Raw genomic sequence first — 13431 nt, forward strand, 5'->3', positions numbered from 1 at the left:
CCGGCGCCACGCTGATTTGCGCTACCTGACTCGGGCCTGGCGCGGGTCGATGGGCATCGCGCACAGCGCCGGATCGAGGCAGCCCGCGATCATCGCGCTGGCAACGGTCAGGTCGGCGCTGGTGCCCGGGTTGAGGCCGGTGGCTTTCAATTCCCGGTCCCATTGCACGAATGCCTCCGCATCAATGGACTGGCCCGCCTCGATGCGCCCGTGGAACAGCCGCGCGCGGTCACTCACGCGCCTTGCCACAGCCAGCCCATGCTTGCGTGCGATATGCGAGTCCGGGAAGCGCGCCAGGAAGGCGAGATGGACGGCTACCACCGCCCGGTGCAGGCGCTCGGGCCAGGCACCGTGTCCGGCGAGGTGCCTGCGCAGCACCGGCAGCCCGAGCGTGAAGAGGTCGGCGTAGCCATTCGCATACTGGCGCGCCACCGTATCGCGCATGGCGGCCAGGTGCATGGCGGCGCGCAGGTTCACCGTGGGCCTGGCGGCCACGTCCTGCTCCGGCGCCGCGCCAAGGCCGGCCGGCATGGCGTGCGCGATCGCGCGATAGGCGGCCTCGGCATCGGCCACGGTCAGGGCCGCCAGCACCGCCTCGGTCTGCTCGCGGAGCGTTTCGGCATCGCGCGGCGGCTCGCCTTCCACGGCGGCGGCCAGTGGCGCGCATAGCAGCAGGATGCCGAGATTGGTGTTGCACCGCGCCACCGCCTGCGTTTGCGCGACCGCCTCCTCGATACGCTCGCCGACCGTGAGCGCGGCATCGGTCAGCGGTGCCACCGCCACCGCCGCGCTGTCCAGGAAGAGCCCGGCAGTCATGCCGTGGCCGGGGGCATCCATGCTGACGTTGCCCGGTTTGGCCACCGCCACGTCCAGCGTGCACGCCCACAGGAAAGCCGCCGCGGCAGTGCCGGCCACGCTGTTGTCCGGTGCCGCTCTCACGCCACGGCTCCCTGGCGCGCCGCGGGCAGCTTGCGCTTGAGCAGATCATCGACAAGCAGGCCGGCGATATCGACCGCCGTGACGGATTGCAGCCCATGCCAGGCCGCCACGCCATTGACCTCGATGACCATCGCCTGATCCGTGTCTTCCCCTTCGCCGACGGGAACGAGATCCACGCCAGCGTAGTCGAGGCCAAGCGCTTCGGTAGCGCGCACGGCAAGTGCAGCCAGCGCAGGCGTGATGTCAGCGTGCTCGCAGCGGGCGCCTTGCGCCACATTGTGAATCCAGCCCTGGCTGACGCGGCGCATGGCCGCCACCGCCCGTCCGCCGACCACTAGCACGCGCCAGTCGAACCCCGGCTTGCCGGGCGCAGCCGGAGAGGGGGCGAAGCGCTGCAGGTAGGCCACATGCCGGTATGCCGCCAGCGCAGGCAGCGGCACGGGCGCGTGTCCTGCCTCGACCATGCCGATGCGCTGCAGCCCCTTGCCCTGCGAGCCGAACAGCGGCTTGAGCACCAGCGCGTGCCCGGCGGCGCTCTCGCGCATCACCGTGCGCTGCGCGTGCGGCGCGGATTCGCTCACCCAGGTCGCGGGCGTGGGAATGCCGGCCAGGTGCAGCAGGAAGCTGGTCATGCCCTTGTCCACGCTGCGCTCGATGGCACGCGCGTCGTTGTACACGGGCACCCCCAGTTCGCGCAGCGCGTGCAGGATGCCCAGCCGCAGCGTGACCTGCTCGAAGCTGCCGGACGCGAGGCCGCGCACGATCACGGCATCCGGCAGGGCACGCCCATAGCCGGGGATCACCAGGCCGTGCCAGGCCCATGTGGTGTCGATCCGGCAATCGGCCAGGTCCACACAGCGGCCTTCGCAGCCGCGCTTGCGCAGGGCCTGCTTCAGCGTGGCGGTATGCCAACCGGTTTCGTCGGTCATGATGGCGATGCGCAGCGGGCTGCGCGCAGGGGAGGCGGCCATGTCAGGCTTCCTGCAGCCATTGCCCGTGCAGCAGCGGCAGGTTCAGCGCACCAGCGTGCCAGGTCCGGCCGGAAGCGAGGTTGCTGACCCACGCCTCGGCGGGCGCGAACAGGGCCGGGTCGATGCGGTAGAAGTCGTAGCCGTATTCCTTGAACACATCGGCGAAGGGGCGCCCATAGTCGCGCGACCTGGCCGAGGGAAGCGCGAGGGCAAGCGCCCGGGCGGCATCGTCGTCGGTGTCGACCGTCAGGTGCACGCTGCCGCCGTACAGGATGGCGTCGTTGGTGCGGCCCATCGCATCGCCCGCATCGGCGCCCGGTGGCGGCAGTGGCGCGACACCGCTGCCGCCGACGATGCGGTCCAGCGGGAAGCCAAGCACATGCGCCTTGTGTAGCGCGACCTCCAGCACGCGGCCTACCACCTGCGTGGTGCCGGCCAGGCTTGCCGTCGGCGTCAGGATCACGGTCAGTTGCCCGGGCCGCAGTCCGCAGTCCCGCAGGATCTTCTGGATGACGATCTCCGGCGGCGCGCGGTCGACTTCCAGCACCAGGCAGGCGCCGCTGCCACCGTCGGGCAGGCTGTCGCGGTAGCCGAGCTCCTCGAACAGCGTTTCCTTGCCAGCGAGCGCGCGCGCCGGGCCGGAGCCCAGCGCGAAGAACTTCCTGCCGCCGGTTTCCTCCTTGCTGGCGCTCAGGCTCCAGCCGGCGTACTGGCTGGCCAGGCAGGCCAGCACAGGCTGTCCGCTGCTGACCTCGATCTGCGTGGGCCAACCTGCGCCGCCGTGGCGCAGGCGCACCTGGCCCAGCCCGCCCATGCAGATCGCCGCAATGGCAATGCCCGCCTCGACGCTGCCGCGCGTCTCGACGCCGGCATCGACGATGCGTACGCCCATGGGCCCATTGGAGACCGAGAGCTGCCACTCGGCGCGGTGGCCGAGCAGGCTGGCGACGAGCGGCTGGCTGAGCGCGTTGACGCTGAACGTAGCGCTGGGATTCGTTGTGCTTGGCATGGGCGCCTCGGTTGGGTGATTCAGGGCAGTTCGGCGGCAACGGTGCGCGCCATGGCCATGGCTTCGGGGAAGCCCAGGTAGACCGGCTTGGCGGCTTCGCGCATGGCGAGGAACAGGCGGTGCTGGACCTGGTACTTGATGTTGCCGATGGCGAGCGCGCCGACGCCCACGGCCTTGCCAGTGCCGACGGGCTTGCCATCGGCACTGGCGTCCACGCCAGCGATGCCCGCAGGAGGCACGGCGTTCACGTCGGCGGCTACCAGCAGCTTGCCTGCGGCGGCACGGTCCGCCTCGCTCACGACCTGGACGCCAGCGCTTGCGGTGGCGAAGACCACGTCAGCTTCGGCCAGCGCCGCCTGGAGCGCGTCCGCCGAGCGGATCAGGATGCCTTCGGTCTGCGCGTTGAAGCGTTCGTTGGTCTCCCGGCTGATGCGGGTGGCTTGCTCGCTCCCGGAGCGGTTCGACAGCCAGACGCGCGCGCCAAGTTGCGAGGCCAGCGCCCCCGCGACGCGCCCGACGGCGCCGCTGCCGCCAAGCACCAGCACCCGGCGGCCGGAGAAATCGGTTCTATGCACCTTGCGCAGTTGCCGCTCGACGGTGGCCACCAGCGCCGCGGCGGTGGTGTAGGAACCGCTCGGGTCGGCGAAGACGGACACCGCGAACGGAGGCACCATGGCCTTGCGCGCCGCCTCGAGCATGTCGGTCGCCAGTACCACATCACGACCGCCGATGAAGATGCCGGTGTTGGCGACGCCTTTCGGCCCGCGGGAGAAGATGGCGTCCTGGGTCAGGGCGGCAACGTTGTCGAGGCCGACTTCAGCGTAGGGGATGACGTGCTCGTAGCCGGCGTCGACGGCCATGTTGACGTCGAAGGGGCTGGCTTGCCGGGTCGGGGTGAACATGTGAAGAATGTAGGGGCGTGCCATTTCGGGGGCTCCGTGATCTGGGTGCTCAACTTCAGGTAATTGGGGCTCGGGTCTATCGGCGTTGGCGCATCCTGTCACCCGCCTCACGCCGCGCTGCGCTGCCGCGCCGATGGCACGACTTGCGCGCCACCATTGACCCCTGCAACAATGCGTGCCTGCAGGAAGGGGCCCAACAGTCCTGCCGCGCGGATGTCCGCTACCGCCTGTTCGGCTGTGGCTTGCGAAGGTACGATGGCGAAGCCGGTCGGGCCCCATGAGCTTTGCCCGACGGCTGCTGCGTTGGCGCCCGCCTGCTGCGAGATCCGGGCCAGCGCTTGGCCGACCGCCGGGCTGCTGTACACGCCGCCTTGCGCCGGCGCGAAGTAGCCGCCGATGACCTGCTGCAGGTGATTGACGCCTTGGGCGAAGGGCACGAAGTCATGCTCGGCGGCGGCGGGCAGGATCTGCATCAGCACGCGGTGGCAGAGATCGGCGGACAGTGCCTGGGGGAAGGACGGCAGGCCTTGCATGGCCTGCTTCTCCGCTGCGCCGTGCAGCCCGGTGCGGCTGGTGTCGAGCAGCAGCACGATGCGCCAGTCGGCCGGGAAATCGAAACGCGCCGTCAACGGCGCCACGCTGCCCGCGCCACGCGGGCCGCTGTCCACCAGCAGCCCGCCGCGCTCGAATGCAGCGATGCCTACGCCGGAGCGGCCTCCACGGCCTAGCAGGCTGGCGATGTCGGCGGCGGACCATGGCAGGCCGTGCAGCGTTGCAAACGTCCGGCCCAGGGCCAGCGCCAGTTGCGTGCCCGAGCCGAAGCCCGCATGCGCAGGCAATACCTCATGCAGGCAGACCGCGAGGGGGCACTGGATGCCGCTGGCTTGCTTGAGCTGTTCCAGCCAGGCCGAGACGCGCGGGACTTCCTGCCGTGCGGCGTGGTTCACCGCGGCGACCCGGTCCTGCACGGCCGGGCCGAGGTCGAGGATGGTCGCCGGGCCGCCGATCGACAAGCCGAGACTGCCAAAGCGCCGCCCAAGCGATGCGCCCGGGTCGAGAAAGCCCAGATGCAGGCGCCCGGTCGCGTGAATCCGAACCGCGCCGGACGGGTTGATGCCATGACCTTCGTGGGTGGGTTTTTCGAGCGTTTGCATGGATGAGGGCCTTTCGCGAATCGCTTTGTCTGCCTGATCTAGCAAGCGGCATACCACTGCGCCGCCGGCCTGCAGGGGACGCGGCGCGGCGCGTTGGAGTGACAGCGTGTCATGCCCCGCGTTCCGCTTTGCGGACAAGGTGTCATGACGCCAAGCCGGGCGCGGGTGGGCCGCGCTCAGGCCCCGCCCGCATGCCGTGACGCTGCCGCCTCCCGCGCGATCTCGATGCATAACTGGTGCATCTTGCGGTACAGCGTGTTGCGGCTGACCCGCAGCACGCGGGCGACGGTGCTGACATTCCAACGATGCGTCTCCAGCAGTTCCAGGATGGTCTTGCGCTCGTTCAACTGGATGGCGTTAAAGGGCGGCAGGCTCTGCTGCGCGGGCTTGCTTGCCTCGGCTCCTGCGCCGGCACCCCGGCCACGGCGCGCGGAATTCTGTGCGCCTTGCGCGACTTCCGGCGGAAGCTGCCGGCTGGTCAGGCGCGCGCCGTCGCACAGGGCCACGGCAGTGCGCAGCACGTAGCGCAGTTGCCGCAGGTTGCCAGGCCAGTCGTAGCGCATCAGCGCCTGCTCGGCGTCGGGTGCGAGCGTGGGCGGCGTTTCCTGCGGGCCGGCCTCCTCGGCCAGGATGGCGTGGATCAGGGCCAGCCGGTCGGTGCGTTCGCGCAAGGGCGGCAGGCGCAGCTCGACGCCGCTTAGCCGGTAGAAGAGGTCTTCGCGAAAGCGCCCGTCATGGACCAGCTCGGCGAGGTTGCGATGGCTGGCGCTGATCAGCTGGAAATCGACCCGGGCCGAGGTTTCGGACCCGAGCGGTGTCACCCGCCGCTCCTCCAGCACGCGCAGCAGGCGTGCCTGCAAGGCCATCGGCATATCGCCGATCTCATCGAGGAACAGCGTGCCGCCGTCGGCCTGGAGGATCTTGCCGCGCCGGCCTTCGCGCTGGGCGCCGGTAAAGGCTCCCGCCCGGTAGCCGAACAGTTCGCTCTCGATCAGCGATTCCGGCAGAGAGGCGCAATTGATGGCCACGAAGGCGCCTTGTGCCGCAGGGCTGGCCGCGTGCAGCGCATTGGCGAAGACGTCCTTGCCCGAGCCGGTTTCGCCGTGGAGCAGGATGGGCACGTTGCGCGCGATGACGCGCGTGGCGAGCCGGACCTGTGCGTCCATGCGCGGATCGCCGCAGGCCAGGCCTGCGCGGGCCGGCTGGGGCGCGCAAGCTTCCTGCGCCGGCGCGCTGCGTGCCGCCGGCCGGGCGGGCCGTGGCTGGTACTCCTGTGGCGGCTGCTGCGCGACCATGAAGAAACGATCCGATGCCTGCGCGAGGTAGACCGGCATCGGATGAAAAGACTGGCGCGCGCTGCGCGCCACCAGTTCGTCGAGCGAGATCATGAACAGTTCATCGATGCGCTTGCCGCGCACTGCCTGCAGCGAATGGCAGCCGAGCTGGAGCAGGGCGCTGCGGTTGGCGGCGAGCACTACGCCGTCGGCATCGACCGCCAGCTTGCCTTCGCCGGGCGTATAGACCAGTTCCGGCTGGCTGTGGAAGCGGATCGGATAGGCGTGGCGGAAGCGGGCGTCAAACAGGCGGTTCTCGATATGGCGGCAGGACATGCCGACCAGCACCGGGGAATGCTGCTGCAACGGCAAGGGCGAGCGGCTGGTGACATCGAGCACCGCGGCCAGTACCCCGTTCTCGTCATAGATAGGCGCAGCCGAGCAGGCCAGGCCGGCATAGCGCTGGAAGAAGTGCTCATGCTGGCGTATTGCCACGGCACCGTTCTCCGCCAGGCAGGTGCCTATGCCGTTGGTGCCGGCTTCGCGCTCGCTCCAGATCGCGCCGACGCGCAGGCCTTCCGGGGCGATCTCCCGCGCGAACGGGTCGGCGGCAACCAGATGCATGACCACGCCCTCGCCATCGGTCAGCATCACCGCCATCTCCGGGTCGGCCAGTTGCTGATAAAGCGTGCTCATCTCCAGCCTGGCACAGTCCACCAGGTCGGCCAGGCGCTCCCCGCGCTCGCGCAATTCGCTGGCGGAGAGCACCGGCGGCACGGCACGCAACTCCGGATCGAGCCCGTGTTCGCCCAGGCAACGGGTCCACGAGCGCACCACCACGGCGCTGGCATCCGTTGCGGACCGCGGGTAGGCGACGGCGCGCGCGATGCGCTGCGCATGCGTGCCCGCGGCCGGCACGGGAAGCTGGGTCAAGGTCAATGCCGTCATGTGTTTCTCCTCCTGCGCTGGCGTACTTCCGTGGGCTGGAGTCTGCGGACCGGGACCTGGCCTCGCAATACCCCTTAGGCACCGCCCGCATCTACTACCAAGGAGGTAGTGCCAAGTGGAAATTGTTGGGAGGGGGGCCGGCTCGCCATACTCCGCATAAATGCAAACACCCTGCGGAGACTGCACATGACCAGAGCATCCATCCTGAACGATCGGCATCGCGAACTCGGTTCCACCCTGGACGGCGATACCTGGAACGACATGCCGATCCCCTGGCGCTATCGGCGCGATCCGCAGGATGAGGTAGTGGCGGTGCGCACCGCTGCCGGCCTCTATGACATAAGCGGTCTGAACATCGTCAAGGTCTCCGGCCAGGATGCCGCGTCGGTCATCGACAAGATGGCACCAATCGATGTGCATCGCTTGCAGCCTGGCACGGCGCGGCTGGCTGCAGCCGTGGATGAGAACGGCGCAGTCAGCGACGACCTGATGGTGATCTGCGACGGCCCCAACCAATACCGCCTGTCGCACGGTAGCGGCAATACGCAGCGCCAGCTGGCCGCGCTCTCGAAGGGCCGCGATGTGAAGTGGGAGCAGGACTTTGACGTGCATATGCTGTCCCTGCAAGGGCCCCGCGCCGCCGCCATCCTCAAGCCGCATATCGGCACCGGGTTGGCCTCCCTGCCGTATTTTGCGCACCGCGAGACCACGCTGTTTGGCCGCAAGATCGTAGTTTCGCGGGGCGGCTACTCGGGCGAAGAAGGCTTTGAGATCGCCTGCGCCGCGGCGGACGCGGTCGCCTTGTGGGACGCCATCCTGGAAGCGGGCAAGCCGCAGGGGCTGATTCCCTGCGCCTGGGATTCCCTCGAACTCGCGCGCATCGAAGCGGGCTTGCTGTTCTTCCCCTTCGACATGCCGGAAGGCGACACCACGCCGTGGGAAGTCAACCTCGGCTGGGCCATCGACACCGACAAGACCGGCGACTACGTGGGCAAGGCGGCGCTGCTCAATGCGCGCGGCAAGGAGCGCTTCTTCCAGGCCGGCGTGGCGGTACGGCATGTCCGCGCGGTGGAGGCCGGATCGAAGATCTTCGTGGATGGCAAGGAAGTGGGCGTGGTGACCAGTGCCACCTTCAGCCGCTACCTGATGCAATCGCTGGCGCTCGTGCACCTGCAGCCCGGCTACAAGGCGCTGGGCACCAAGGTGGAGATCCGCGACAGCAACGGTGCGCATACGGGCACGGTGACCAAGACGCCGTTCTACGATCCGCAGCGCCTGCGTACCCAAGTCAAGGCCGCCTGAGCAGGCATCCATCTATCCACGCAGGAGCTTGCCATGCTGGTGACAGGCATCAAGAGCATGCCGGTGTACCGCCCGCTGCAGTTCGACGGCAGCGGCAAGGCGCACCTGGCGGTGGCCCGGGGCGTGGGCGGCGACGCGCTGCGGCGCCTGGCCAGGGAGGCTGGCGCGTGCAAGGTGCTATACGCCGCCGAGGCGGGCGCCGACCTGACACAAGCGTTGCGCTCCGCCGGCACCGATGTGACGGTTGCCGCGTCCATGGCCGCGCTGCTTGACCAGTTGGGCGAAGCGCTGGCCGTGTTGCCGATGGGCTTGCGCTTCTACGCTGCCGGCGACGAGGATTTCCTCGCCCAGGTGAGCCGGGTGGCCGAACAGCATGGGCTGGACCCCGCCGAGATGCAATGCGAATGCGTGGCACCAGGTTCGCGGCGGGTCTACTGCGTGCATTGCCGCACCTGCAACGGCGCGGTATCCGGAGGCATCGCTCCATGCGCGGGATGCGGCCGCAAGCTGCTGGTGCGTGATCATTATTCCCGTCGCCTGGCCGCCTTCATGGGCGTGATGGCCGACGCGGAAACACCGGGGGCAGCATGACGCCGCAAGAGAGCCTACCGGTGCGCGTGGCGCGGATAGAGGCGGTGACGCCGCAGGTCAAGCGTTACACGCTGCGCCACGTTGATGGAGCGGACCTTCCCGCCTTCTCGGGGGGCAGCCATATCGTGGTCGAGATGCAGGGCGACGGCCGCCTGCACCGAAACCCGTATTCCCTGATGAGCTCGCCTTGGGACACCAGTCACTACCAGATCGGCGTGCGCCGCGTCGACGAAGGACGGGGTGGTTCGCGCTTCATGCATGAACAGGTGCAGGAAGGCTCGATTCTGCGCGTCTCGGCCCCGGTCAACCTCTTCCCGCTGCTCAAGACGCGCCGCAAGCACATCTTGATCGCGGGGGGTATCGGCATCACGCCGTTCTTCTCGCAACTGGCGGAGCTGCGGCGGCTGGATGCGCCGTACGAGCTGCACTACGCCGTGCGCAGCCAGGAGCATGCCGGCTTTGCCACGGAGCTGCTTCGGCTTGCGGGCGAGAGGCTGCGTCTCTACGTGGAAGACGCTGGCCAGCAACTGGACTTCGCCAAGGTGCTGGCGGGCCAGCCGCTGGGTACCGATGCCTATGTCTGCGGTCCCGCCGGCATGATCGAAGCACTGCGCCAGGCGGCGCGCACCGCAGGTTGGCCGGACAGCCACGTGCATTGGGAGCAGTTCCTGGCGCCCCCGGTGGGCGCGCCGTTCGAGGCGGTGCTCGCCCGCAGCGGCATCACGTTGCAAGTGGGCGCCCAGACCAGCCTGCTCGAAGCGATCGAGGCAGCCGGTGTGAAAGTGTCCTACCTGTGCCGCGGCGGGGCTTGTGGCCAGTGCGAGCTGGAGGTGCTGGAGACCGACGGCGAGCTGGTCCACCACGATCACTATCTTTCCGCCGAGGAAAGGGCGAGCGGCCGCAAGCTGATGCCCTGCGTGTCCCGGGCGAACTGCCAGCGTCTGGTGCTGGCGATCTAGGAGACGCGATGCATATCACGTTCAAGACCGGCGAAAGCTTCCGCGACGATTTCGCATACGCCAACAGTCCGGCCGCCATCCAGCGTTTTCCGTTCCCGTTCATGGAAGACCAGTACATGTACTCGGTCAACATTGAACCGCACAGCGCCGGGCCGGCGGGCAGCGTCACCGAGCACCCCTTCGACGTTGACGAGCACTACATCGCCGAGTGCCGCGAACGCTCCTTGGTGCTTGCGCAGGACCCGGGCCGCTGCATGGCCTTGCCGCACATGATGCAGGCGCAGTGGGACACGCTTGAGCTGATGATGGAATCGCTGGCGGCCAGCTATCCCGCGCATTTCTCGTTGCGGCGAGACGGCGCGCGATGGACCTGGGAGAACCGCATACTCGGCCTGCGCCAGGACTTTGGCTTCGGCGATGCCGCGACGCTGCCTTATCCACCGCTGGAATACATCACGCGGCAGAACCAAGGCGACTGGGTGCTGATGGACCATCGCCAGGACAACCTGTTCATGGACGCCGGCATGGTCACCACGCAGGCCGACTGGTCGCTGGATTTCGATCTCGGCATGAGCTTCGGCGAATGGCACGGGCCCGTGCCGCTGGCGCACGAGCTGGGCATCTTCGACCGCGCGCTGAAGTATCTCCTGCTCTTGCGCGTGGGCGCGCCGGTGCGCCGCTTGAACTGGACCATGACGATTCACCCGCGCCTGGACACGTCACCGGAACGCTATCCGGAGTGGGGGGCGGACCGCGCCACCGTCACCCGCGAGAACGCGGGCGAGCTGGTGCACCTGAGGGTAGAACTGCAGACCCTGTTCCGGCTGCCCCGCAGCAATGCCGTCGGCTTTGGCGTGCGTTGCTACCTGATCAGCCTGCAGGAGCTGGCCACGGTGCCCAAGTGGGCGGCGCGCCTGCACCGCGTGCTGCGCACGTTGCCGGACGAACTGGCCGACTACAAAGGCATCACGCGCTACCGGCAGGCGGCGATCGACTGGCTGGCAGCGTACGACGACGGCCGCACCCTCGGCGCGGGCACCGCCCCCGGGTAAGCGCCGCAGCGGCAAAACAAGATCGGCACCCACAAGAGATTCAATGCGGAGCCAGCGCGCTCCGCACTGCTTGCGACGCCTTGCGCGATCGCCTTACAAACCCGCTGGAGACAAAAAATGGCCCGCGACCCACGCTACGACATCCTGTTCGAACCGATCCAGATCGGCCCCAAGACATTGCGCAACCGGTTCTACCAGGTGCCTCACTGCATCGGTGCCGGGTCCACGCTGCCCGGCTTCCAGGCTGCGCACCGCTCGTTGAAGGCCGAAGGCGGTTGGGCCGCGCTCAATACGGAATACTGCTCCATCCACCCGGAATCCGACGACACGCACCGCCTGTCAGCACGGATCTGGGACGAAGGCGACGTGCGTAACCTGCGCGTGATGACCGACGAGGTGCACAAGCACGGCGCGCTGGCCGGCATCGAGATGTGGTACGGCGGCGCGCACGCGCCTTGCATGGAAAGCCGGGCCACGCCGCGCGGCCCCAGCCAGTACGCGTCGGAGTTCGAAACGCTGACCTACTGCAAGGAAATGGACCTGCGCGACATCGCGCAGGTGCAGCAGTACTACGTCGATGCCGCCTATCGGGCGCGTGACGCGGGCTTCGATATCGTCTACGTGTACGGCGCGCACTCCTACCTGCCGCTGCAGTTCCTCTCGCCGTACTACAACAAACGCACCGACAAGTACGGCGGCTCGCTGGAGAACCGCGCCCGCTTCTGGTTGGAAACGCTGGAGAAAGTGCGGCGCGCCGTCGGCGACGACTGCGCCATCGCCACGCGCTTCGCGGTGGACTCGCTGTACGGCTGCGCGGGGATCGAGGTGGAGCAGGACGGCATGAAGTTCGTCGAGATGGCGGATTCGCTGCTGGACCTGTGGGACGTGGACGTGGGCGACATCGCCGAGTGGGGCGAGGACGCCGGCCCCTCGCGCTTCAACCTGCAAGGCCACCAGATCCCGTGGACCCGATTTATCAAGCAGGTGTCGAAGAAGCCTGTGCTGGGCGTGGGGCGCTTTACCGATCCCGAGAAGATGACCGAAATCGTGACCAAGGGCATCGCCGATATCATCGGCGCGGCGCGTCCTTCGATTGCCGACCCGTTCCTGCCAAAGAAGATCGAGGAAGGGCGCATCGACGATATCCGCGTCTGCATCGGCTGCAATGTCTGCATCTCACGGTGGGAGATCGGCGGCCCTCCGATGATCTGCACGCAGAACGCCACCGCCGGCGAGGAATATCGCCGTGGCTGGCACCCGGAGAAGTTCGCCAAGAAGAAGTCCGACGACGCGGTGCTGGTGGTGGGCGCCGGCCCGGCCGGCTCGGAATGCGCGCGCGTGCTGATGGAACGCGGCCATACCGTCCACCTGGTGGACCAGGCCGAGAAGATCGGCGGGCACCTGAACCAGATCATCACGCTGCCGGGCCTGGGTGAGTGGGGCTACCACCGCGACTACCGGGAGACCCAGATCAACAAGCTGCTGAAGAAGAACAAGCAGAGCCAGCTCGCGCTGGGGCAGAAGGCGCTGACGGCCAACGCCATCCTGGAGTATGGTGCCGAGAAGGTGGTCATCGCCACCGGCTCGCACTGGGTCACCGACGGCACCAACTGCCTGACGCACGACCCGATCCCGGGCGCGGACGCTTCGCGCGACGACCAGTTGACGCCGGAGCAGGTGATCGCCGGCAAGAAGGCGATCGGCAAGCGGGTGGTGATCCTCAACGCGGACACCTACTTCATGGCGCCGAGCCTGGCCGAGAAGCTCGCCACCGCGGGCCATGAGGTGACCATCGTCAGTGGCGTGCACCTGGCCAACTACATGCACTTCACGCTGGAATATCCCAACATGATGCGGCGCCTGCACGAGCTCAAGGTCAAGGAGATGGGCGACCATTTCTGCAGCCGCATCGAGCCGGGCCGGCTGGAGGTCTACAGCATCTGGGGCGACGGCTCGCGCCGCACCTACCGCGGCCCCGGCAAGTCGCCGCGCGACGAGAACAAGAGCCATCGCTGGCTGGAGTTCGACTCGCTGGTGCTGGTGACCGGCCGCCGCTCCGACGATACCCTGCACCGCCAGCTGAAGGCGGCCGAGGACCGCTGGGAAAGCCTTGGCATCAAGGGTGTGTACCTGATCGGCGACGCGGAGGCCCCGCGCCTGATCGCGGACGCCACCTTCGGCGGCCAGCGGCTGGCGCGCGAGATCGAGGAGGCGGACGCGCAGATCCCGCTGCCGTACCGCCGGGAGGTGCCAGTCTGGGGCGTGCCGCACAAGAAAGAAGGCACGTTCGAGATCATCTACAAGATCTGACCCCGGGCAGGGGGCGGCCG

Annotated in this window: 11 protein-coding genes; 5 read left to right on the forward strand and 6 right to left on the reverse strand. The window is 68.2% G+C overall.

Annotation, left to right across the window (positions count from 1 at the left end; translation table 11 throughout):
- Window positions 1-21 precede the first annotated feature (21 nt).
- The 6 genes from AC1DQR_RS06765 to AC1DQR_RS06790 form a co-directional block, all read right to left on the reverse strand.
- A complete protein-coding gene (locus tag AC1DQR_RS06765; protein ID WP_416048560.1) occupies window positions 22-939 on the reverse strand; it encodes a triphosphoribosyl-dephospho-CoA synthase in 918 nt (305 codons plus the stop codon).
- Window positions 936-1910 (reverse strand): ATP-grasp domain-containing protein, encoded by a 975-nt coding sequence (locus AC1DQR_RS06770; protein WP_477132759.1) that lies wholly within the window; start codon window positions 1908-1910, stop codon window positions 936-938. The genes AC1DQR_RS06765 and AC1DQR_RS06770 overlap by 4 nt, the downstream gene beginning before the upstream one ends.
- Before the next feature lies 1 nt (window position 1911).
- Window positions 1912-2919: a methenyltetrahydromethanopterin cyclohydrolase gene (mch, locus tag AC1DQR_RS06775; protein WP_416048562.1), complete on the reverse strand. Its 1008-nt coding sequence runs from the start codon at window positions 2917-2919 to the stop codon at window positions 1912-1914.
- 20 nt (window positions 2920-2939) lie between these two features.
- Complete coding sequence (locus AC1DQR_RS06780; RefSeq protein WP_416048563.1) at window positions 2940-3845, reverse strand: NAD(P)-dependent methylenetetrahydromethanopterin dehydrogenase; 906 nt, start codon at window positions 3843-3845, stop codon at window positions 2940-2942.
- Window positions 3846-3928: 83 nt separating this feature from the next.
- Window positions 3929-4975 (reverse strand): beta-ribofuranosylaminobenzene 5'-phosphate synthase family protein, encoded by a 1047-nt coding sequence (locus AC1DQR_RS06785; RefSeq protein WP_477132760.1) that lies wholly within the window; start codon window positions 4973-4975, stop codon window positions 3929-3931.
- A 176-nt stretch (window positions 4976-5151) separates the two neighbouring features.
- Entirely contained in the window at window positions 5152-7197 is a 2046-nt protein-coding gene (locus AC1DQR_RS06790) for a sigma-54-dependent Fis family transcriptional regulator (RefSeq protein WP_416048565.1), read from the reverse strand.
- 186 nt (window positions 7198-7383) lie between these two features.
- On the opposite strand from AC1DQR_RS06790, the gene AC1DQR_RS06795 reads away from it, so the two are divergent.
- From AC1DQR_RS06795 to AC1DQR_RS06815, 5 genes are all read left to right on the forward strand, one after another.
- Complete coding sequence (locus AC1DQR_RS06795) at window positions 7384-8499, forward strand: aminomethyl transferase family protein (RefSeq protein ID WP_416048566.1); 1116 nt, start codon at window positions 7384-7386, stop codon at window positions 8497-8499.
- Between the two features lie 33 nt (window positions 8500-8532).
- Window positions 8533-9090, forward strand: a complete 558-nt coding sequence (locus AC1DQR_RS06800; RefSeq protein WP_416048567.1) for a dimethylamine monooxygenase subunit DmmA family protein — start codon at window positions 8533-8535, stop codon at window positions 9088-9090.
- Window positions 9087-10049 carry a PDR/VanB family oxidoreductase gene (locus tag AC1DQR_RS06805; RefSeq protein ID WP_416048568.1) on the forward strand — a complete coding sequence of 321 codons (963 nt, stop codon included), beginning with the start codon at window positions 9087-9089 and terminating at the stop codon, window positions 10047-10049. Before AC1DQR_RS06800 ends, AC1DQR_RS06805 begins: the two co-directional genes overlap by 4 nt.
- Before the next feature lie 8 nt (window positions 10050-10057).
- Window positions 10058-11101, forward strand: a complete 1044-nt coding sequence (locus AC1DQR_RS06810; protein WP_477132761.1) for a heme-dependent oxidative N-demethylase family protein — start codon at window positions 10058-10060, stop codon at window positions 11099-11101.
- Window positions 11102-11218: 117 nt separating this feature from the next.
- On the forward strand, window positions 11219-13411 hold the full coding sequence (locus tag AC1DQR_RS06815; RefSeq protein WP_477132762.1) for an oxidoreductase: 2193 nt from the start codon (window positions 11219-11221) through the stop codon (window positions 13409-13411).
- Window positions 13412-13431: the final 20 nt, after the last annotated feature.

The sequence above is a fragment of the Cupriavidus sp. 05L411 genome (genome assembly GCF_056398045.1).

Excerpts from the sequence above, each read along its gene's own strand:
- AC1DQR_RS06815 (WP_477132762.1), top strand. The coding sequence starts at position 11,219 with ATGGCCCGCGACCCACGCTACGACATCCTGTTCGAACCGATCCAGATC.
- AC1DQR_RS06805 (WP_416048568.1), top strand. The coding sequence starts at position 9,087 with ATGACGCCGCAAGAGAGCCTACCGGTGCGCGTGGCGCGGATAGAGGCG.
- AC1DQR_RS06795 (WP_416048566.1), top strand. The coding sequence starts at position 7,384 with ATGACCAGAGCATCCATCCTGAACGATCGGCATCGCGAACTCGGTTCC.
- AC1DQR_RS06810 (WP_477132761.1), top strand. The coding sequence starts at position 10,058 with ATGCATATCACGTTCAAGACCGGCGAAAGCTTCCGCGACGATTTCGCA.
- AC1DQR_RS06780 (WP_416048563.1), bottom strand. The coding sequence starts at position 3,845 with ATGGCACGCCCCTACATTCTTCACATGTTCACCCCGACCCGGCAAGCC.
- AC1DQR_RS06790 (WP_416048565.1), bottom strand. The coding sequence starts at position 7,197 with ATGACGGCATTGACCTTGACCCAGCTTCCCGTGCCGGCCGCGGGCACG.
- AC1DQR_RS06785 (WP_477132760.1), bottom strand. The coding sequence starts at position 4,975 with ATGCAAACGCTCGAAAAACCCACCCACGAAGGTCATGGCATCAACCCG.
- AC1DQR_RS06800 (WP_416048567.1), top strand. The coding sequence starts at position 8,533 with ATGCTGGTGACAGGCATCAAGAGCATGCCGGTGTACCGCCCGCTGCAG.
- mch (WP_416048562.1), bottom strand. The coding sequence starts at position 2,919 with ATGCCAAGCACAACGAATCCCAGCGCTACGTTCAGCGTCAACGCGCTC.
- AC1DQR_RS06770 (WP_477132759.1), bottom strand. The coding sequence starts at position 1,910 with ATGGCCGCCTCCCCTGCGCGCAGCCCGCTGCGCATCGCCATCATGACC.